This is a genomic window from Pseudomonas sp. R84 (assembly GCF_009834515.1).
In the GTDB taxonomy this organism is placed as follows: Bacteria; Pseudomonadota; Gammaproteobacteria; order Pseudomonadales; family Pseudomonadaceae; genus Aquipseudomonas.
This window is the reverse complement of sequence record NZ_CP019426.1, coordinates 453563-474611: the sequence shown is the minus strand read 5'-3', so window position 1 is coordinate 474611 and position 21049 is coordinate 453563. Positions and strand designations below refer to the sequence as shown.

Sequence of the window (21049 nt, the reverse complement as noted above, 5' to 3'; positions counted from 1 at the left end):
AGAGGAACAGCAACATGGGCATTTTTGACTGGAAACACTGGATCGTCATTCTGGTTGTCGTGGTGCTGGTGTTCGGCACCAAGAAACTGAAAAACCTCGGCACCGACGTTGGCGAATCGATCAAGGGCTTCCGCAAAGCCATGAACGACGATGAAAAACCGGCCGCTGATCCAACCGTGACGCCTGCGCAGCCAGTGCCACCGGTGCAGCCGCAAGCCACCGCTCAGGCCAACCCGCCGCACACCATTGACGTGCAGGCGCAGAAAGTCGAAGAGCCGATCCGCAAAGACGTGTGAGCACTGACTAATGTTTGGTATCAGCTTCTCTGAACTGCTGCTCGTCGGCCTCGTCGCCCTGCTGGTGCTGGGCCCCGAGCGTCTGCCGGGCGCTGCACGCACCGCAGGCCTGTGGGTCGGCCGGCTGAAGCGCAGCTTCAACGCGATCAAACAGGAAGTTGAACGTGAAATCGGCGCCGACGAGATCCGTCGGCAACTGCACAACGAGCACATTCTGTCGCTGGAGCAGGAGGCGCGGAAGATTTTCACGCCGGTTCAGCAAGAGCCGACGCCGGTTGAGCATGTAGGTCAGCAGACAATTCATGCGCCGACCGCGCCTGTTACGCCAGCACCGGCACCCGCTGCCGTTGTAGCACCGACAGAGCCGGCGCCAGCCGCTGTGGAACAATCTGTTGAACACGTTGCGCCAACCGCCGCGCCGATCACACCAGCGCCTCAAGACCCTACTCTGCCGCCGCGAGCCCCATGAGCGATCTCCCCGAAAACGACCAGCACATGCCGCTGGTTTCGCACCTCACCGAGTTGCGCACCCGCCTGCTGCGTTGTGTGGCGGCGATCTTCATCATCTTCGCCGGGCTGTTTGCGTTCACCCAGCAGATCTACACCTTCGTCTCGACGCCGCTGCGCCAATACCTGCCGGTCGGCGCGACGATGATCGCTACCGACGTGTCGTCGCCGTTCCTGACGCCGCTGAAGCTGACGATGATGGTCTCGCTGTTCCTCGCGATCCCGGTGATCCTGCATCAGATCTGGGGCTTTATCGCGCCGGGCCTGTACAAGCATGAGAAGCGCATCGCGGTGCCGCTGCTGGTGTCGAGCATTCTGTTGTTCTACACCGGCATGGCGTTCGCCTATTACTTCGTGTTCCCGCTGATCTTCAAATTCTTCGCCGCTGCCACCCCGGCCGGCGTGGAAATGATGACCGACATCGCCAGTTACCTCGACTTCGTCATGACGCTGTTTTTCGCCTTCGGCGTGGCGTTCGAGATCCCGGTGGCCGTGGTGCTGCTGGTGTGGATCGGCGTGGTCGACGTGGCCTACCTGAAAAAGATCCGCCCGTACGTGATCATCGGCTGCTTCGTGGTCGGCATGATCCTGACGCCACCGGACATCTTCTCGCAGACCCTGCTGGCCGTGCCGATGTGGATGCTGTTTGAAATCGGCATTCTGTTCGGTGGTTTGATCAGCAAGCGCGAACGTCCGGACGAGAACCCGGCCGACGACCACAACGACCAGCCGCCAGCGACCCAGGCATGAACCTGCTGTTGCTCGAAGAGGCCGACTTCATTGCGGCCGACCGCGTAGTGCTGCGTGATCGACGCCTGACCCATATGCAGGAAGTTCACCGTTCGGAAGTCGGTGACAGCCTGCGCGTCGGGCGCATCGATGGGCTGATGGGTTCGGCTGAATTGCTGCGTCTGGAAGCGGGTGAAGCGGAGTTGCGTGTCAGCCTCGATCAGCCGCCACCGGCCAAACTGCCACTGACGCTGGTGCTGGCCCTTCCGCGTCCGAAGATGCTCCGCCGGGTGTTTCAGACCGTGGCGACCATGGGCGTGTCGAAGGTGATTCTGGTCAACAGCTATCGGGTCGAGAAGAGTTTCTGGCAGACGCCGTTTCTTGAACCCGAGGCGATTCGTGAGCAACTGATCCTCGGCCTCGAACAGGCGCGCGACACTGTCCTGCCAGAGATCATCATCGAGAAGCGCTTCAAGCCTTTCGTTGAGGATCGGCTGCCAGCGATTACCGAAGGCACTCTCGGACTGGTTGGCCATCCCGGCAACTACCCGCCGTGCCCACGCGCCCTCAGCGAACCCGTCACCCTGGCCATCGGCCCCGAAGGCGGCTGGATTCCCTACGAAATCGATCTGCTGGCCAAGTCCGGCCTGCAACCGGTGCAACTCGGCGAACGCATCCTGCGCGTCGAAACCGCCGTCACCGCCCTGCTCGCACGCCTCTTCTGATTCTGCGCAGCAGATAAGTGGTGTTACAGATTGCCATCATTCGGCCGATACCCTCTCCATAAGTCCAATTAGTGGTCCGAAGGGAGTGGTCGCATGTACCGTTGGTTAGCCGAGAGTCTTGGAAACGTCAGCGTCAAACGCAAGCTGGGCATCGGTTTCGGCCTGGTGCTGTTGCTGACCCTGTTGATCACCTTCACCGGCTGGACCGGCATGAGCGGCATCATCAGCCGTGGTGACAAACTCGGCTTTATCTCCAGCCTCAACGAGCTGACCAAGGACCTGCGCCTGGCGCGCATGGACTACGACATGCGTCGCGGCGAGCAGGGACCGGGCACGGTCAACGAATTCCTGAGCAAACTCGAAAGCGGTCTGCAATCGGCACGCGGCATGATCGAGCAGCCGTCCGATGTGGCGATGGTTGATCAACAATTGGCTGCCGTGGCTGAATACAAGCGTGCCTTCGGTGAAATGACGCAGGCCACCGTGCAGCGTGAAGACGCGCGCAGCAAGCTCGGCGCCAATGCCGACAATGCCGTGGCCAAGGTCGGCGAGGTCGAGAGCGCACTGCTACAAGGCGACAGCATCGCGCAATACAACGCGGTGATAGAACTGAGCAAACTGCTGCAGCAAGCGCGATATCAGGTGCGCGGTTACACCTACAGCGGCAAGGCCGATGCCGAGCAACCCGCCCTGACCGCGATCGACAATGCCCTGAAAAACCTCGTAAGCCTGCCGTCCCGCGTCCCGGATCAGCATATCGGCAACCTGCAGCAAGCCACCGACTCGCTTAAGGCTTACCGTGCAGCCGTGGCTCAATTCCGTGATTCTCAAGTAAAAAACGCTGCAGCACTGGCCAACATGTCTGCTCAGGGCGACATTTTGATCGCTGTGAGCAAGAAACTCACTGAATCGCAGACCGTGGTTCGCGACACTGACGCGGCGCGTGCCAAAAACCTGCTGCTGATCGCCACCGCACTGGCGGTAGCATTCGGTCTGCTGGCCGCTTGGGCGATCACCCGGCAGATCATCATCCCGCTGAACCAGACCCTGAAAGTCGCCGAGCGCGTGGCCGCTGGCGACCTGACCCACAATCTGGTGTCCCTGCGTCGCGATGAACTGGGCCAATTGCAACGCTCGATGCAGAGCATGACTCAAGGCTTGCGTGAACTGGTGGGCGGGATCAGCGATGGCGTCACCCAGATCGCCAGCGCCGCTGAAGAGCTGTCGGCGGTGACCGAACAAACCAGTGCCGGGGTCAATAATCAGAAAATCGAGACCGATCAGGTCGCCACCGCCATGAACGAAATGGCCGCCACCGTGCAAGAAGTTGCGCGCAACGCCGAAGAAGCTTCCGAAGCCGCCGTCGCCGCTGACCAACAGGCTCGCGAAGGCGACAAAGTGGTGGGCGAAGCGATCGCACAGATCGAGCGTCTGGCGGTTGAAGTCGGCCACTCCACCGAGGCCATGGGCGAACTGAAACGCGAAAGCGACAAGATCGGCAGCGTCCTCGACGTGATCAAATCCGTGGCCCAGCAAACCAACCTGCTGGCCCTCAACGCCGCCATCGAGGCTGCGCGTGCCGGTGAAGCCGGGCGTGGGTTTGCCGTGGTTGCCGATGAAGTACGCAGCCTCGCCCAGCGCACGCAGAAGTCCACCGAAGAGATCGAAGAGCTGATCGTCGGTCTGCAAAACGGCACCCAGCAAGTGGCAACGATCATGGACAACAGCCGCACCCTCACTGACAGCAGCGTTGAGCTGACCCGTCGCGCGGGCGGTTCGCTGGAAAGCATCACCCGCACAGTTTCGGCGATTCAGGCGATGAACCAACAGATTGCGGCAGCGGCCGAGCAGCAGAGCGCGGTGGCTGAAGAGATCAACCGTAGCGTGCTGAATGTGCGGGATGTGTCGGATCAGACGTCGGCGGCGAGCGAAGAGACGGCGGCTTCCAGCGTTGAGCTGGCGCGCTTGGGCACGCATCTACAGATGCTGGTCGGTCGATTCAAGGTTTGAAGTGATTCATCGGCCTCGGTTCACTGTGGACCGGGGTGATGCCATTCGCGAGCAGGCTCGCTCCCACATTGGACCGCGTCCGCCTGGACTACTCGGTCAACTGTGGGAGCGAGCCTGCTCGCGAAGGCGTCCTGAGAGACGCTGAAATTACAAGACCTGACGTAAGAAAGCCTTCGCGCGCGGATCCTTCGGCGCATCAAAGAATTCCGCCGGCGCCGCATCTTCCAGCAGCTTGCCGTGATCGAAAAATAACACCCGATCCGCCACTTCCCGGGCAAAGCCCATCTCGTGGGTCACGCAGACCATGGTCATGCCTTCCACGGCCAGGTTCTTCATCACGTCCAGCACCTCGCCGACCATTTCCGGGTCGAGCGCCGAGGTTGGCTCATCGAACAACATGACCTTCGGCTCCATCGCCAGCGCCCGGGCGATCGCCACGCGCTGTTGCTGACCGCCGGACAGGCGTGACGGAAACTCATTGGCCTTCTGTGCAATACCGACCTTCTGCAGCAACTCAATCGCCTTGGCCTCGCGCTCTTTCTTGCCGCGCTTGCGCACGACTTTCTGCGCCAGACAGAGGTTTTCCAGCACGGTCATGTGCGGGAACAGGTTGAAGTGCTGAAAGACCATGCCGACTTCGCGGCGGTAGGCGTTGACGTCGGTTGTCGGGTCGGCCAGTTGCAGACCGTCGATGCTCACCGAGCCGGAATCGAATTCCTCCAGGCCATTGAGGCAACGCAGGAAAGTCGACTTTCCGGAACCGGACGGGCCGATGACCACCAGCACTTCGCCCTTGGCCACCGTGGTACTGACGTTATCCACCGCGCGCACCACTTGCCCACGGGTGTCGAAGACTTTTACCAGATCGCGGACTTCAATCACTTTGCGCGAGCCTCCGCTCAAGTCGGCTGGCGATTTTCGACAGCGGCAGGTTGATCAACAGGTACAGACCGGCGACGCAGAACAGAATCTCGAACGGCGAGAACGAGGTGGTGATGACTTCACGGCCGCTTTTCAGCAGCTCGGTGATGGCGATCACCGACACCAGCGAGGTGTCCTTGACCAGGCTGATGAACTGCCCGGCCAGCGGCGGCAGCACGCGTTTCAGCGCTTGCGGCAGCACCACGTGGCGCATCGACTGACCGGCACTCAGACCGAGCGAACGCGCCGCTTCGTTCTGGCCACGGGCAATCGATTGCACCCCGGAACGGATGATCTCGGCCACGTAGGCACCGGTGAACAGCGACAGCGCGGCGATCCCGGCGAATTCGCGGGACAGGTTCATCACCGTGCCGATGAAGAAATAGAAAATGAAAATCTGCACCAGCAGCGGCGTGCCGCGTACCAGCTCGACGTAAATGGTCGAGAGGTCGCGCAGGGTCGGGTTGTTCGACAGCCGGCACAGGCCAGTGACCAGACCGATCAGCAAACCCAGGACACCGGAAACGACTGACAGCCAAAGCGTGGTCCAAAGGCCCCACAACAACGGTCCTGCCGCCCAATGCCGGGTCACGCCCACGACGTCGCCTTCGGCCACATCGTCGCCCTGAGCGAATTGCAGGCTGTTCTCGTCGACGGTCAGGTGCTGCTCGTCACCGGCGTCATTGCGCAGAGTGACTTGCGCGCTGCTGCCCTTGCGCACCAGTTCGGTGACGGTGGAAATGTCCGTGGCACGCTGGGTTTCTTCAGCCTGATAGGCGAAGTACTGCGGCACGCGATTCCAGCGCCATTCGTAGGACATCAGCGACGTCGCGTAATACAACGCGCCCGCGAGGCCGACCAGCACCAGCACGGTGAGGACGTGCCAGGGCCATTGGGCTTTTTTCTGTTTCATTGCAGGTTCCGGAATTGGTGTTGCTTACAAGGCCCTCTTCGCGACCAGGCTCGCTCCCACATTTGAAATGCATTCCAATGTGGGAGCGAGCCTGCTCGCGAAAGGGGCGACGCGGTCTGGCAGACCAGCGTTATTCCATGTCCTTGAGCCACTCGGTGCTCTTGAACCACTTGTCATGGATGCGATCGTAGGTGCCGTCTTCGTGGATCTGGTGCAGGAAGTTATTGATGAAGTTGAGGCTGTCGTAATCACCTTTCTTCAGACCAAACGCCAAAGGCTCGTAGGTGAACGGCTTGTCGAGGAACACCAGTTTGCCGGCGCCGACTTTGGTCACCGCGACCACGTTGTAAGGCGCGTCGTAGATGAAGGCGTCAGCCTTACCATTGACCACGTCGAGCACGGCTTCCTGCTCGTTGTCGTAGCCGTGGTATTTGGCTTTGGAGATCAGCTTCTTGGCGACCATTTCGCCGGTGGTGCCGAGTTTGGAGGTGATACGGTAGTCGGCAGTGTTCAGGTCTTTGTACGACTTGATGGTGCCTTCCAGCTCCTTGCGGATCAGCAGGGTCTGGCCGACAACGATGAACGGTTCGCTGAAGTTCAGGCGCAGGTTGCGTTCCTGAGTCAGGGTCATGCCGCTGCCGATCATGTCGAACTTGTCGGTCATCAGCGCCGGGATGATGCCGTCGTAACCCGTGGAAACCAGCTCCAGCTTGACGCCCATGGCCTTGGACATGGCCTTGAGGATGTCGACTTCAAAGCCGATGATTTCGCCGCGCTTGTTGGTCATTTCGAACGGCATGTAGGTCGGATCCATACCGACTTTCAACGTGCCGCGCTTGACCGCGTCATCGATTGCACCGGCTTGCGCCGCATTGACTGCAACCAGTGCCGTGACGCCGACCAGCAGCATCGACAGATACTTCTTCATCTTCAAGTCCCCAAAACCATTGCGTGTGCGGCGCGAAAACCAACAGTGACGGGCAAAAAAGCCCGGGTGCGCCAATTCGGGGACGGATGCTAACGCACTCGTTTTTTTGCACAAGGTTTAATGGACGATTTGTTTAACAATCACGAGCTGACCCTCACCCCAGCCCTCTCCCGGAGGGAGAGGGAGCCGACCGAGGTGTCTCAAGCTATACGCGGACCTGAAAGATCGAGTCGATTATGGATTCGGTAAAGCAAGATCAGGTCGGTGTAACTCGAACATCCAACTCGGTCAGTCCCCTCTCCCTCTGGGAGAGGGCTAGGGTGAGGGGCTTTTCGGCGCCACAAAAAAACCCCGCTGAATCAGCGGGGTTCTCTCATCAGGCCGGCTGAGCCTGCAAGCTCACCGGTCTCAACGGCAACAACGGCGCATGCGGATCGGCTTTCACCGAAGCGCGCCATGCATCCAGCCACTCGGCGTGACCTTCGGCCCAGACCAGCTCATGCAGACGCGCCAGCGCCACAGGGTCGCTCAGTAATTGCAACCGATCATGGTTGTTCAGCCCGGCCGGGCCGACCTTGATCGCGTGACGCACACGTTCCTGACGCAGCCACTCGATCGGCTCGGCCTGACCGTGACGCGAGGTCGCCAGCGAGCACGCCAAAGCGTTCTGCTGTGGGTCGACCACCGCGCGGACGAAGCCGTCGTTGAGGGCGTGGTAACGATTTTCGTGGGTGTACTGATCAGTCGCCAGCAGCGCCTGTGGCGGATTGTATTCCTCAGGGATGAGGAACAGGCTCTCGTCACGGGACTTCAGGCCCAGACCGACACGGCTGGAGATCACCGATACCGGGATCGACAGCATCAGCGAACCGACGATCGGCACCAGCCACCAGAGGAAGCTCGGGTTCAGCCAGATCACCAGCAGCGCCCAGCAGAAGCCCAGCAGGGTCTGCGGGCCGTGGCGTTTGACCGCTTCGCTCCATGGCGTCGAGTCGTCGTCACGCTGCGGGGAATTCCAGGTCGCCGCCCAGCCGAGGAACGCGGCAAGGACGAAACGGGTGTGGAAAATCATCCGCACCGGCGCCAGCAGCATGGAGAACAGCATCTCCAGCAGCATCGACAGGGTCACCTTGAACTTGCCGCCGAACTCTTTCGCGCCCTTGGCCCAGATCAGGATGATGCTCAACAGTTTCGGCAGGAACAGCAGCACGATGGTCGTCGAGAACAGCGCGATCGCCTTGTCCGGGTGCCATTGTGGCCACAGCGGATAGAGCTGACGCGGTTCAAGGAAGTACTGCGGCTCCATCAGCGTGTTCACCGCCAGCAGCGCGGTCGACAGCACCAGGAAGAAGAACCACAACGGCGCCGACAGGTACGACATCACGCCGGTGAGGAACACCGCGCGGTGCACCGGGTGCATGCCTTTGACCAGGAACAGGCGGAAGTTCATCAGGTTGCCGTGGCACCAGCGACGGTCACGCTTGAGTTCGTCGAGCAGGTTCGGCGGCAGTTCTTCGTAGCTGCCCGGCAAGTCGTAGGCAATCCACACGCCCCAACCGGCACGGCGCATCAACGCGGCTTCAACGAAGTCGTGAGACAGAATCGCACCGGAGAACGCACCTTTACCCGGCAACGGCGCCAAGGCGCAGTGGTCGATAAACGGCTTCATGCGAATGATCGCGTTGTGACCCCAATAGTGGGATTCACCCAGCTGCCAGAAGTGCAGACCGGCGGTAAACAGCGGGCCGTACACGCGGGTCGCAAATTGCTGCATGCGCGCATACAGGGTGTCCATGCCCGACGCACGCGGCGCGGTCTGGATGATCCCGGCGTCCGGCGTGGCTTCCATCAAGCGCACCAGACTGGTCAGGCACTCGCCGCTCATCACCGAGTCAGCGTCGAGCACGACCATGTACTTATAGTCACCGCCCCAACGACGGCAGAAGTCGTCGAGATTGCCGCTCTTGCGTTTCACACGACGGCGACGGCGACGATAGAAGATCTTGCCGAAGCCTTTGGCTTCGCGGCAGACATCCAGCCAGGCCTGTTGCTCGGCGACACAGATATCGGTGTCGTTACTGTCGCTGAGCACGAAGAAGTCGAAACGATCCAGATCACCGGTGGCGGCGACCGATTCGAACGTTGCGCGCAGACCGGCGAACACGCGCGGTACGTCTTCGTTGCAGATCGGCATCACCAGCGCGGTACGGGCGTCTTTGGCAATCGGCTCGTTGCCGGCGCTTTTGCCGGAGATACGGTATTTATCGTGACCGGTGAGCAACTCGAGGAAGCCCATCAATGCGGTCCAGAAACCGGCGGATACCCAGCAGAACAGAATCCCGAACAGAATCAGGATGCTGGTTTGCAGCGCATATGGCAGCACTTGCGTGGCGGTTTGCAACAACGGTTGATGCAGGACTTCTTCCAGATCGACGAAGGACCAGCCCTGGTACGGCATGATGCCTTTCATGTACCAGCCGGCGACGATGGTCTGACCGAGCATCAGCAGCAACAGAATGTAGCGACGGATCGAACCGACGGTGCGCCAGCGCGCGGCCGGCAGGACGTTTTCGTCCTTCGGCGGCTGCGGCGGGTTGGTGCGACCGGTCATACGGCGCCAGCCACGCACCAGAATATTGGTGCGCCACGGCTCCGGAACCACCTTGGTACGGCGGATCGGTGGGGTGGCCTTGAGGCTGACCCGACCGCTGGCGTCGAGCACCAGCATTTCCGCTTCTTCCAGCTCTTCAGCCGTGCTCAGCGTCAGGCGCTTGCCCACCGAAGCCTGGGCGGCTTCGGCAGGGGCGTCGAATGTCGAGGACGACAGGCGTTCATGCAACTCGCTGAACGACTGGCAGCCCGCGAGTTCCGCGCGCTGCTCGTCGGTCATCGGCAGATGCGCCAGATACTCGGACAGAGTCTCTGGCTGTACTTGAGAGTTACTCATCGGCAGGCAACTGATAGCTCCAGGTCTCGGTCAGGACTTCTTCAGTCGGTGCCGATTCCGGTGTGGCTGGGGCCGCGTCCGCAGCAACTGGCTGCTTGGCGTCTTTGTTGGCCTTGTCCTTGGCATCCGCGGCTGGCTTGGCGTCGGCCTGTTTGGCCTCGGCGGCCTTGGCTTCCTTGTCGATTTTCTCTTGTTGCTTGGCGGCAACCTTGTCGGCCTTGGCGACGGACGAGTTGGACGCCGGCACCGATTTCGCCAGATCAGCGGTCACGACTGGCTGAACCAGAGCGGCACGCATCTCGGTCGACTTGCTCGCGTCCTTGATTTTCATCCGCAGGGTCAAGCGCCAGCCTTTGGTTTCCGGGTTGTAGCGCACGCTGTTCTCAACCAGTTCGGCGTTGTCACCAACACTGACCTGACTGCGCACATCGGCATCCGGGGTCAGCGCGGCCAGCGACGGACCTTCGAAGTCGACCAGGTAGGCAACGCTGCCGTCCGGCTGACGAATCAGGTTCGATTGCTTGACGTCACCGGTCGAACGCAGAGTCTGCGATACCCAGGCGCTGTCAGGCGCGTGAATCGCCGCTTCGTCCATGGTCCAGTGCATGCGGTACGCGAAGTCCAGTGGTTGGCCCGGCTCCGGCATTTTTTCCGGGCTCCAGAACGCAACGATGTTGTCGTTGGTTTCGTCGGCGGTCGGGATTTCTACCAGATCAACGGTGCCCTTGCCCCACTCGCCCTTCGGCTCGATCCAGGCGCTTGGGCGCTTGTCGTAGCGATCGTCGAGGTCTTCATAGTGGCTGAAGTCGCGGCCACGTTGCAGCAGACCGAAACCACGCGGGTTCTCGACGCTGAAGTTGCTCACGGCCAGGTGTTTCGGGTTGTTCAGTGGACGCCAGATCCACTCACCGTTGCCGGCATGGATCGACAGACCGCTGGAGTCGTGCAGTTCACGACGGTAGTTGAGGACCTTCGACGGCTGGTTGGCGCCGAACAGGAACATGCTGGTCAGCGGCGCGATGCCCAGTTTGCCGACCTTGTCACGCAGGAACATCTGCGCCTTGACATCGACAATGGTGTCGCTGCCCGGACGCAGGATCAGACGATAGGCACCGGTGGCACGCGGCGAATCCAGCAGGGCGAAGATCACCAGGTGCTTGTCGCCCGGCTTCGGCTGTTGAATCCAGAACTCGCGGAAACGCGGGAATTCTTCACCCGACGGCAGCGCGGTATCAATCGCCAGACCACGCGCCGAGAGGCCGTAGGTGTGGCCCTTGCCGACAACGCGGAAGTAACTCGCGCCGAGCATGGTCATGATTTCGTCTTGCTTGTCAGCCTTGTTGATCGGGTACAGCACACGGAAACCGGCGTAGCCCAGTTGTTCGGTGGCTTTCGGATCGAATTTCAGGTCGCCGAAATCGAAGCGCGTCGGATCGTATTTGATCTCTTCGACGGTGTTCGCCGTGATTTCGTTGATTTTCACCGGTGTATCGAAGTGCATACCCTGGTGATAGAAAGAGAGTTTGAACGGAGTCTTCTGATCAGCCCACTCAGCCTTTTCGGTGAGGAAGCGGATTTTCTGATAGTCCGCGAATTTCATGTCGCGGAATTCGTTCGGCAGGTTGCTGCGCGGGGCCTCGAACTTCTGCCCGGCCAGCTCTTTGGCCTTGGCCGATACATCGTCAAGATTGAACGCCCAAAGCTGACCGGCGCTGAGCAGGCACAGGAGCGCCGAACCCGCTACCAGGGCACTTCGCATGCGTTTGGCAGACATTTTTGCTGCATTACAGGGACTAACAATCACGAGCAACCCTCGCCGAAAACAGATCAATAAACCAACGGCCAGATGAAGTGCCTGTGAGGCTTTCGGCAGTGAAAAGCCGAGCTTCCAGAGCACCCTTGCCAAGTTGGCGAGCATTGTTCCGACTCCGCTGGGGCAAAATGATTCCCCAATCGGATCCGGACAAGTCTCTACCTAAGTGAAAATGGATCAGCGAACGCTGATCCCAGTGCGCGCGATTATCTAGTAGCCCGCATGACAACGCATCAGGGGTAACAAAGTATTTATCGCGAAAACACCCTAAAAACAGTCGAAATTTCCCAAAAAGGTGTTTCAAGCGCATTCAGGTCTGTAACAAAAAGGTAACCGGGCCATCATTGACCAAATGCACCTGCATATCGGCGCCGAATCTACCTGATGCCACAGTGCCATGCACCTGTTTCGCACTGCTCAATAGATAGTCGAACAATTCCTCGCCCAAGGCTGGAGGCGCGGCCGTCGAAAAGCTCGGGCGCAACCCGCTTTTGGTGTCGGCCGCGAGGGTGAACTGCGAGACCAGCAGCAACCCGCCACCGACATCGGCGAGGGACAAGTTCATCTTGCCCTCCGCATCACTGAATACCCGATAGTTAAGCAGTTTATGCAGAAGTTTGTCGGCGCTGGTACGCGTGTCGTCGGGTTCGACCGCCACCAGCACCAGCAAACCGTGATCAACGGCGCCCACTACCTCTCCATCTACCTCGACGCGCGCACCGCGAACGCGCTGTAAAAGGCCCTTCATGCTTCTTCGGGCGGCAGGTCGAGCAGGCGCCGGGCCATGTTGCCCGCAGCACGCACCAGTGCATCGGTGATGCCCGGTTCCGAGGCTGCGTGGCCGGCATCACGGATTACCTGCAGTTCGCTGTTCGGCCAGGCTTGATGCAGTTCCCAGGCGTTGTCGAGCGGGCAGATCACGTCATAGCGGCCGTGAATAATCACGCCCGGCAGATGGGCAATCTTGCCCATGTCGCGAATCAGCTGGTTCGGCTCAAGGAAAGCATTGTTGGTGAAATAGTGGCATTCGATCCGCGCAATCGACAGCGCGCGTTGCGGCTCGGAGAACCTATCGACCACCAGCGGGTTCGGCCGCAGGGTCGCGGTGCGCCCTTCCCAGGTCGACCAGGCTTTGGCCGCGTGCATCTGGGCGATCTGGTCGTTACCGGTCAGACGCTTGTGGAAAGCGCTGAGCAGGTCGTCGCGTTCGTCCAGCGGAATCGGCGCGATGTAGTCCTGCCAGTAATCAGGGAACAGACGACTGGCACCGGCCTGATAGAACCACTCGATTTCCTGCGGACGGCAGAGAAAGATCCCGCGCAGGATCAAGCCGTGAACACGCTCCGGGTGGGTTTGCGCGTAAGCCAGCGCCAGGGTCGAACCCCACGAACCGCCAAAGAGCACCCATTTGTCGATGCCCAGGTGTTTGCGGATGCGCTCAAGGTCAGCGACCAGATCCCACGTCGTGTTGTTTTCCAGGCTGGCGTGCGGCGTGGAGCGACCGCAGCCGCGCTGGTCGAAGGTGACAATGCGATAGAGGTTCGGATCGAAATAGCGACGGCTCTGCGCGTCGCAACCGGCGCCGGGGCCGCCGTGGATGAACACAACCGGCAAACCCTCCGGTGAACCGCTTTCGTCGACATACAGCGTATGGGTGTCATCGACAGCCAGATCGTGCCGGGCGTGAGGTTTGATCTGCGGAAACAAAGTCTGCATTGCGCGCTCCGTAAGGGGTCGTGGTCATCCCTGGGGGGACTTCTATTATTCTGCCGTTGGGCATCATAAACCCGATTTACGTCAATGAGCATGCTCCAGAGCAGTCACCGTTTGTCAGCCGTAAACTTCGCAGGCTGGACACCATCCTGTGGGAGCGAGCCTGCTCGCGAATGCGGTGTGTCATTCAACGTAGATGTTGGCTGACCGGACGCCTTCGCGAGCAGGCTCGCTCCCACAGGGGTTATGCGGTGTAGTGAGACTTTGCCCACGCCAGATAGCCCTGCAGCAACTCTTTGAGCACCACCCGCGTCGGCTCGGCCAGATCGGCGCGATAGCGGAACGGTTCGAACTCTTCCATGTAGGTGCTCTGGCACAACTCCAGTTGCACCGCGTGGATGTTCTCGGCCGGGTTGCCGTATTGGCGGGTGATGTGGCCGCCCTTGAAGCGGCCGTTGAGCACGTGGCTGTAGTGGCTGTGGCCGGCGCAGATTGCTTCGAACTGACTGGCCAGTTGCGGATCACAACTGGCGCCGTTGAAGGTGCCGAGGTTGAAGTCCGGCAGTTTGCCGTCGAACAGATGCGGGATGATCGAACGGATCGAGTGCGCATCGAACAGCAGCGCGTAACCGAACTCGGCTTTCAGTCGTGCCAGCTCTTCTTGCAGCGTGCGGTGGTACGGCGTCCAGATCTGCTCCAGATAAGTCGCGCGCTCTTCTTGCGACGGCTCGTGCCCTTCGCGGAACAACGGAATGCCATCGAACAGCGTCGCCGGATACAGTCCGGTGGTGGCGCCGGCGTACAGCGGTTTGTCGTCGGACGGACGATTCAGGTCGATGACGAACCGCGAGTACTCGGCAGCCAGAGTGCTCGCGCCCAGTTCTTCGGCGAAGTCGTACAACTGCGGAATGTGCCAGTCGGTGTCCGGCAGGCTTTTCGCGTCCGCGATCAACCCGGCTTCCACCGCTGGGGTCAACCGCACCCCGGCATGCGGCATGCTGACCAACAACGGCACGCGGCCTTGTTTGAAGTTCAGAACCTTATCCACAACCGCTCTCCTACAGATTTGATTCGACGCCGTGACGCACGACGCGTTTGTCCAGATCACCGCCGAGCCAATAGGCCAGATCCGCCGGACGATCGATGTGCCAGGCAACGAAATCCGCGACCTTGCCGACTTCCAGCGATCCGTGGGTGTCGGCCATGCCCAGTGCCTGCGCGGCGTGAATGGTCGCGCCGGCCAAGGCTTCTTCCGGGGTCATGCGGAAACAGGTGCAGGCCATGTTCAGCATCAGCCGCAACGACAGCGCCGGCGAAGTGCCGGGGTTGAGGTCGCTGGCGATGGCGATCTTCACCTTGTGCTTGCGCAGGGCGTCCATAGGCGGCAACTGGGTTTCGCGCAGAAAGTAGAACGCGCCCGGCAGCAGCACCGCGACGGTGTCTGCTTCGGCCATGGCGATGGCGTCGGCTTCGTCCATGAATTCCAGGTGATCGGCGGACAGCGCCTTATAGCGCGCGGCGAGGCTGGAGCCATGCAGCGACGACAGTTGTTCGGCATGCAGTTTCACCGGCAGACCGAGGTTTTGCGCGGCGATGAAGACACGCTCGACCTGTTCTGGCGAGAACGCCAGGTATTCGCAGAAGGCATCCACGGCATCGATCAGATCTTCCGCTGCCAATGCCGGCAGCATCACGTCGCAGACCAGATCGATGTAGTCGTCGGCGCGATCCTTGTATTCGGGCGGCAACGCGTGGGCAGCCAGACAGGTACTGCGCACGCTGATCGGCAGCTCTTTTTCCAGGCGACGGATGACGCGGAGGATTTTGCGTTCGTTGCCCAGATCGAGGCCGTAGCCGGATTTCATTTCGACCGTGGTCACGCCGTCGCGCATCAGGCTTTTCAGGCGTTTCGCGGCGCTGGCGAACAGCTCGTCTTCGGTAGCTTCGCGAGTCGCACGCACGGTGCTGGCGATGCCGCCGCCGGAGGCTGCGATTTCGGCATAGCTAACGCCTTGCAGACGTTTTTCGAATTCGCCGCTGCGATTGCCACCGAACACGGTGTGGGTGTGGCAGTCGATCAGGCCGGGCGTGACCCACGCGCCTTGCAGATCATTGACCGCCGGGTATTCGCCAGATGGCAGTTGATTACGCGGGCCGATCCACTCAATGAGCGCACCGGACGTTACGATAGCCGCATCCTCGATGATCGAGTAGACGCCCTGCGCCATGGTTGCCACGTGGCAGTGTTGCCAGAGGGTTTTCACTGTTGGCCTCCGTTGGGGGTTGGTTTGGTGGGTGGCCTCTGAAAAGCCCCTCACCCTAGCCCTCTCCCGGAGGGAGAGGGGACTGACCGGGTTGTTCTGTCGAGATACATCGACCTGAACGTCTTGAGCCGACCTCAGGCTTCGAAAACGATGAAGATATACTCCCTTCCCCCTCTCCCCCCTGGGGGAGAGGGTTGGGGTGAGGGGGATCGATTTCAGCAACTGCAAACATCCCCCTGAAAACACACTTACAAACTAGGCAAAAGCTTCGCCGAAACCAACCCAGTCAAACACCGCGAAGCCAACAGCTCAGTCGCCGCGTTAATGTCCGGCGCAAAGAACCGATCCTTCTCATAAAACGGCACTTCCTTACGCAGAATAGCCCGCGCCTGCTCCAGCTTCGCCGAGGTCTTCAGGCCGTTACGCAGATCCAGCCCTTGCACCGCCGCCAGCCACTCCACCGCAAGAATCCCGCGCGTGTTTTCGGCCATTTCCCACAAACGCTTGCCAGCCGCAGGCGCCATGGAAACGTGGTCTTCCTGGTTGGCTGAAGTCGGCAGGCTGTCCACCGAATGCGGATGCGACAACGCCTTGTTCTCGCTAGCCAATGCCGCTGCCGTCACTTGAGCAATCATGAAACCGGAGTTCACCCCGCCATTGGCCACCAGGAACGGCGGCAGCTGCGACATGTGCTTGTCCATCATCAGAGAGATTCGGCGTTCGCTCAGCGAGCCGATTTCAGCGATGGCCAGGGCCATGTTGTCAGCAGCCATGGCCACCGGTTCGGCGTGGAAGTTACCGCCGGAAATCACATCGCCTTCAGCAGCGAAGACCAGCGGGTTATCGGAAACGGCATTGGCTTCGACAGCCAAGACCTCAGCGGCCTGACGGAACTGGGTCAGGCAAGCGCCCATGACTTGCGGCTGGCAGCGCAGCGAGTACGGGTCCTGAACCTTCTCGCAGTTCTGGTGCGAGTCGGAGACTTCGCTGCGCTCACCGAGCAGATCGCGGTAAGCCGCAGCGGCGTCGATCTGACCTTTCTGGCCACGCGCGGCGTGAATACGTGCATCGAACGGCGAACGCGAACCCAATACCGCTTCAACCGTCAGACCGCCCAGCGCCAACGCACCGGCAAACAAGTCTTCACCTTCAAACAGACCACGCAGCGCGAACGCGGTGGACACCTGAGTGCCGTTGAGCAGCGCGAGACCTTCTTTCGCCGCCAGTGTCAGCGGCGTCAGGCCGGCCACTTTCAGCGCCTCGACAGCTTCCATCCACTCACCCTTGTAGCGCGCCTTGCCCTCGCCCAGCAGCACCAGCGACATATGCGCCAACGGCGCCAGGTCGCCCGACGCGCCCACCGAACCTTTCAGCGGAATGTGCGGGTAAACCTCGGCATTGATCAGCGCGATCAGCGCATCAATCACCACACGGCGAATGCCGGAGAAACCACGGCTGAGGCTGTTGACCTTGAGCACCATGATCAGCCGCACCAGCTCGTCGCTGATCGGCACGCCAACACCGGCGGCGTGGGACAACACCAGCGAGCGCTGCAGATTTTCCAGGTCTTCGCTGGCAATGCGCGTCGAGGCCAGCAGGCCGAAACCGGTGTTGATGCCGTAAGCGGTGCGATTCTCGGCGAGGATCTGCTCGACGCAAGCGACGCTGGCTTCGATCTGTGCCGAGGCGCTGTTGTCGAGAGTCAGCTTGACCGGGTTCTGGTAGACGTCACGCAGTTGGGCCAGGCTCAGTTGGCCGGGAATCAGGTTCAGCGCAGTCATTTTGTGCTCCTTTTGAGAGTTTGTTATTAACTCGCCAGACGCTCCGGAGATGTCCGTTGTCCGTCGCGTCTCGCCTTTTGGGGAGTCGCGCCTTGGCACGCTGGCGTGGGTATTGGTCAGTGCAAATTCGGTAAAACGTTGTGCGGCAGATTCGGGTTTTTCAACACGCTCGCAGCGGCAGCGATGTCCGGCGCCAGCCAGCGATCCTGATCGTAGGCCGGGACTTTTTCGCGCAGCAGTCGCCAAGCGACATCGGTGCCAGCGCCAAAGCGCTGTTCCTTGAGAAATTCAAACGCCTGCGCCGCCAGCAGGTATTCGATGGCGAGGATCTGCGTGCAGTTTTCCAACGCGCGATGCAGCTTCAGCGCGGCATTGGTGCCCATGCTCAAATGGTCCTCCTGCAGGCCCGAGGTGATGTAATTGTCGAGCACCGCCGGTTGCGCCAATTGGCGGTTTTCCGCACACAGCGATGCGGCGACGTACTGAACGATCATCATCCCCGAGTTCACCCCCGGATTGGCCACCAGAAACGCCGGCAGACCGCTGACGTGCGGGTTGACCAGACGATCGAGGCGACGCTCGGCAATCGAACCGATTTCGGCCATGGCAATTGCCAGCAAATCCGCCGCCATCGCCACCGATTGGCCGTGGGGGTTGGCCTGTGACATCACCCGGAAATTGTCCGGTGTGCCGAGCAACAGCGGGTTGTCGGTGCAGCCGTTGAGTTCCGCTTCGACCTGCTTGATCGCATGGTCGAGTTGATCACGCGCGGCGCCGTGCACTTGCGGGATCGAGCGGATGCTCAGCGCATCCTGAGTGCGGATGCCTTTGCTCGACGCAATCACTTCACTGCCATCGAGCAAGGCGCGCAGATTTGTGCCGACTTGCTGCATGCCCGGATGTGGTTTCAGCGCGATGATCTCGGCATCGAACGCATCGATCTGACCGCGCTGGGCTTCGAAACTCATCGCGCCGATAACGTCGGCCCACTGCACCAGCCGCGTGGCGTCGGCAATCGCCAGACAGCTGAGGCCGGTCATGCACGGCGTACCGTTGACCAGGCACAAACCGTCCTTCGCACCGAGTTGCACTGGTTGCAGGCCTTCTTCGGCCAGCACCTGTTGCGCCGAGGTGATCTGCCCGCGATAGCGGACATTACCGACGCCGAGCAACGCGATGCCGATGTGCGCCATGTGGGTCAGGTAACCGACCGAGCCTTGCGACGGAACCTGCGGGGTGACGCCGCGATTGAGCAGTGCCAGCAGGCCTTCAACCACGCGGCGGTGGATGCCGGATTTGCCGTGGCTGTAGTTGTGGATCGCCGCGCAGATGATCGCGCGGGTCTGCTCGTCGGCAAGCACCGGGCCGACACCGCAGGCATGGCTGAGCAGGGTGTTGCGCGAGAGCTGGCTGAGTTGTTCGTCTTTCAGGGAAACGTTGGACAAACCGCCCAGGCCGGTGTTTACGCCATAGGCGCGCTCGCCGCTTTCGACGATGCGCTGGACGATGGCTTGGGCGTTTTCGATGCGCGCCCAGGTGTCGCTGGACAGCTCGAGTTGAGCGCCGTGACGGGCGACGGCGACCACGTCCTGCCAACGCAGAGGGGCGCCGGTGATAATGATTTTTTCAGCCTGGGACATCATTAACCTCATCCGAACATTGATGCAGCTTTACCGACGCTTTCGCGAGCAGGCTCGCTCCCACATTGGAATGCAGTCCCCTGTGGGAGCGAGCCTGCTCGCGAAGAGGCCAGCCCAGCCAACACAAATCTACCTAAACCACCGCCGCCCGCCGCTGCACAAACCGGTCGACATACTCATCCGCTGGCGAATGCAGAATCTCGCGTGGCGTACCAACCTGAATCAACTTCCCATCCTTGAGAATCGCAATGCGGTTACCAATACGCACCGCCTCATCAAGGTCGTGGGTAATGAAGACGATGGTCTTGTGCAACGTCTTTTGCAGCTCCAGCAACTGATCCTGCATCTCCGCACGAATCAGCGGATCCAGCGCACTGAACGCCTCATCCATGAGGATGATGTCGGTATCCGCCGCCAAGGCCCGAGCCAGACCGACGCGCTGACGCATGCCGCCGGAGAGCTGGTGCGGGTATTTGTTTTCGTAGCCTTTGAGGCCAACGGTGTTAATCCAGTGCAGCGCGCGTTCCGTGCACATTTGCTTGCTCTCGCCACGCACCTTCAGGCCGTAGGCGACGTTGTCGAGCACAGTCTTGTGCGGCAACAGGCCGAAGCTCTGGAACACCATGCTGATCTTGTGCCGGCGAAATTCGCGCAGGGCGTCCATGTCGTATTGCAGGATGTCGACGCCGTCGACGAGGATCGCGCCGCTGGTTGGATCGATCAGGCGATTGAAGTGGCGTACCAGCGTCGACTTGCCCGAGCCCGACAGGCCCATGATCACGAAGATCTCGCCGGTGCCGATGCTCAGCGACAGATCGTTCACGCCGACCACGCAACCGGTCTCGCTCAGCACCTGATCCTTGGTCTTGCCCTGGCCGACCATGGCCAGCGCATCCTTGGCGCGGTTGCCGAAAATCTTGAAGACGTTTTTGACTTCGATCTTGCTCACGGTTGCGTTGCTCATTTGCTCACCTCATGCCGTGGCCGACCGTACGCCTGAGTAATGCGGTCGATGACCACTGCGAGAATCACGATCGCCAGACCGGCCTCGAGACCACGTCCAACGTTGAGGGTCTGAATCCCCACCAGCACATCTTCACCCAGGCCACGGGCGCCGATCATCGAGGCGATCACTACCATCGACAGGGCCATCATGGTGGTCTGGTTGATCCCGGCCATGATGCTCGGCAGGGCCAGTGGCAGTTGCACGCCGAACAGTTGCTGCCAGCGGTTGGCGCCGAAAGCATTGATCGCTTCCATCACCTCGCCGTCGACCTGGCGAATGCCCAGATCAGTCAGGCGAATCAGCGGCGGCGCGGCGTAGATCACCGTGGCGAAAATCGCCGGGACCTTGCCCAGACCGAACAGCATCAGCACCGGAATCAGGTACACGAAACTTGGCATGGTCTGCATGATGTCGAGCAGCGGCATCAGCACCGAACGCAGGCGATTGCTGCGCGCCGAGAGAATCCCCAGCGGGATGCCGATCAGCACCGAAATGATCGTCGCGACCATCATCAGCGCCAGCGTCTGCATAAGCTTGTCCCACAAGCCAACGGCGCCGACGAGGAACAGCAGACCGACGATGACCGCCGTGGTCACGACTTTGCGCGTGGCGTGCCAGGCAACCACACCAACGATGGCCAGCATCAACCACCATGGCGCCGCACGCAGCAGGCCTTCGAGGTTGACGATGGCCCAGAGCAGGGTGTCGGAGATGTGGCGGAATACATCACCGTAGTTGGTGACCAGCGAATCGACCCAACCGTTGACCCAGTCGGCGATGGAAAAGGTAAAGCTTTCGGGAAACATAAGCGGCTCTCAATCAGAAATCTCAATCAAGCGTTTACGGCATATCTCCC

18 protein-coding genes are annotated in these 21049 nt (G+C 60.6%); 5 read left to right on the top strand and 13 right to left on the bottom strand.

What is annotated here, in order from left to right:
• The first annotated feature begins 14 nt into the window (after window positions 1-14).
• From PspR84_RS02175 to PspR84_RS02155, 5 genes are all read left to right on the top strand, one after another.
• A complete protein-coding gene (locus tag PspR84_RS02175; RefSeq protein ID WP_003220847.1) occupies window positions 15-296 on the top strand; it encodes a twin-arginine translocase TatA/TatE family subunit in 282 nt (93 codons plus the stop codon).
• Between the two features lie 10 nt (window positions 297-306).
• On the top strand, window positions 307-765 hold the full coding sequence (gene tatB, locus PspR84_RS02170) for a Sec-independent protein translocase protein TatB (RefSeq protein ID WP_160055071.1): 459 nt from the start codon (window positions 307-309) through the stop codon (window positions 763-765).
• Complete coding sequence (gene tatC / locus PspR84_RS02165; protein WP_007909342.1) at window positions 762-1553, top strand: twin-arginine translocase subunit TatC; 792 nt, start codon at window positions 762-764, stop codon at window positions 1551-1553. The genes tatB and tatC overlap by 4 nt, the downstream gene beginning before the upstream one ends.
• Window positions 1550-2257 carry a 16S rRNA (uracil(1498)-N(3))-methyltransferase gene (locus PspR84_RS02160; protein ID WP_160055068.1) on the top strand — a complete coding sequence of 236 codons (708 nt, stop codon included), beginning with the start codon at window positions 1550-1552 and terminating at the stop codon, window positions 2255-2257. The genes tatC and PspR84_RS02160 overlap by 4 nt, the downstream gene beginning before the upstream one ends.
• A 93-nt stretch (window positions 2258-2350) precedes the next feature.
• On the top strand, window positions 2351-4267 hold the full coding sequence (locus PspR84_RS02155; protein ID WP_160055065.1) for a methyl-accepting chemotaxis protein: 1917 nt from the start codon (window positions 2351-2353) through the stop codon (window positions 4265-4267).
• A gap of 147 nt (window positions 4268-4414) precedes the next feature.
• On the opposite strand, the gene PspR84_RS02150 is transcribed toward PspR84_RS02155, so the two are convergent.
• From PspR84_RS02150 to PspR84_RS02090, 13 genes are all read right to left on the bottom strand, one after another.
• Window positions 4415-5149: an amino acid ABC transporter ATP-binding protein gene (locus tag PspR84_RS02150; RefSeq protein ID WP_160055063.1), complete on the bottom strand. Its 735-nt coding sequence runs from the start codon at window positions 5147-5149 to the stop codon at window positions 4415-4417.
• A complete protein-coding gene (locus PspR84_RS02145) occupies window positions 5142-6101 on the bottom strand; it encodes an amino acid ABC transporter permease (RefSeq protein WP_150794142.1) in 960 nt (319 codons plus the stop codon). The genes PspR84_RS02150 and PspR84_RS02145 overlap by 8 nt, the downstream gene beginning before the upstream one ends.
• A 130-nt stretch (window positions 6102-6231) precedes the next feature.
• Window positions 6232-7029 (bottom strand): transporter substrate-binding domain-containing protein, encoded by a 798-nt coding sequence (locus PspR84_RS02140; protein WP_034152980.1) that lies wholly within the window; start codon window positions 7027-7029, stop codon window positions 6232-6234.
• Window positions 7030-7405: 376 nt separating this feature from the next.
• Window positions 7406-9976, bottom strand: a complete 2571-nt coding sequence (gene mdoH, locus PspR84_RS02135; RefSeq protein WP_160055061.1) for a glucans biosynthesis glucosyltransferase MdoH — start codon at window positions 9974-9976, stop codon at window positions 7406-7408.
• The gene (locus PspR84_RS02130) at window positions 9969-11750 is read right to left on the bottom strand and encodes a glucan biosynthesis protein G (RefSeq protein ID WP_174244426.1); all 1782 of its coding nucleotides are present in this window, start codon (window positions 11748-11750) and stop codon (window positions 9969-9971) included. The genes mdoH and PspR84_RS02130 overlap by 8 nt, the downstream gene beginning before the upstream one ends.
• A 349-nt stretch (window positions 11751-12099) precedes the next feature.
• Window positions 12100-12537: a D-aminoacyl-tRNA deacylase gene (gene dtd / locus PspR84_RS02125; protein WP_077570377.1), complete on the bottom strand. Its 438-nt coding sequence runs from the start codon at window positions 12535-12537 to the stop codon at window positions 12100-12102.
• Window positions 12534-13505, bottom strand: a complete 972-nt coding sequence (gene pip, locus PspR84_RS02120; RefSeq protein ID WP_008080611.1) for a prolyl aminopeptidase — start codon at window positions 13503-13505, stop codon at window positions 12534-12536. Before pip ends, dtd begins: the two co-directional genes overlap by 4 nt.
• Before the next feature lie 241 nt (window positions 13506-13746).
• On the bottom strand, window positions 13747-14550 hold the full coding sequence (gene hutG, locus PspR84_RS02115) for an N-formylglutamate deformylase (protein ID WP_160055058.1): 804 nt from the start codon (window positions 14548-14550) through the stop codon (window positions 13747-13749).
• Window positions 14551-14560: 10 nt separating this feature from the next.
• On the bottom strand, window positions 14561-15766 hold the full coding sequence (gene hutI, locus PspR84_RS02110; RefSeq protein WP_160055055.1) for an imidazolonepropionase: 1206 nt from the start codon (window positions 15764-15766) through the stop codon (window positions 14561-14563).
• A gap of 248 nt (window positions 15767-16014) precedes the next feature.
• Window positions 16015-17547 (bottom strand): histidine ammonia-lyase, encoded by a 1533-nt coding sequence (gene hutH, locus PspR84_RS02105; protein WP_160055052.1) that lies wholly within the window; start codon window positions 17545-17547, stop codon window positions 16015-16017.
• 116 nt (window positions 17548-17663) lie between these two features.
• Window positions 17664-19187: a histidine ammonia-lyase gene (gene hutH / locus PspR84_RS02100; RefSeq protein ID WP_160055049.1), complete on the bottom strand. Its 1524-nt coding sequence runs from the start codon at window positions 19185-19187 to the stop codon at window positions 17664-17666.
• Window positions 19188-19320: 133 nt separating this feature from the next.
• Window positions 19321-20151 carry a glycine betaine/L-proline ABC transporter ATP-binding protein gene (locus PspR84_RS02095; protein ID WP_160055046.1) on the bottom strand — a complete coding sequence of 277 codons (831 nt, stop codon included), beginning with the start codon at window positions 20149-20151 and terminating at the stop codon, window positions 19321-19323.
• The gene (locus tag PspR84_RS02090) at window positions 20148-20999 is read right to left on the bottom strand and encodes a proline/glycine betaine ABC transporter permease (RefSeq protein ID WP_007949591.1); all 852 of its coding nucleotides are present in this window, start codon (window positions 20997-20999) and stop codon (window positions 20148-20150) included. The genes PspR84_RS02095 and PspR84_RS02090 overlap by 4 nt, the downstream gene beginning before the upstream one ends.
• Window positions 21000-21049 lie beyond the last annotated feature (50 nt).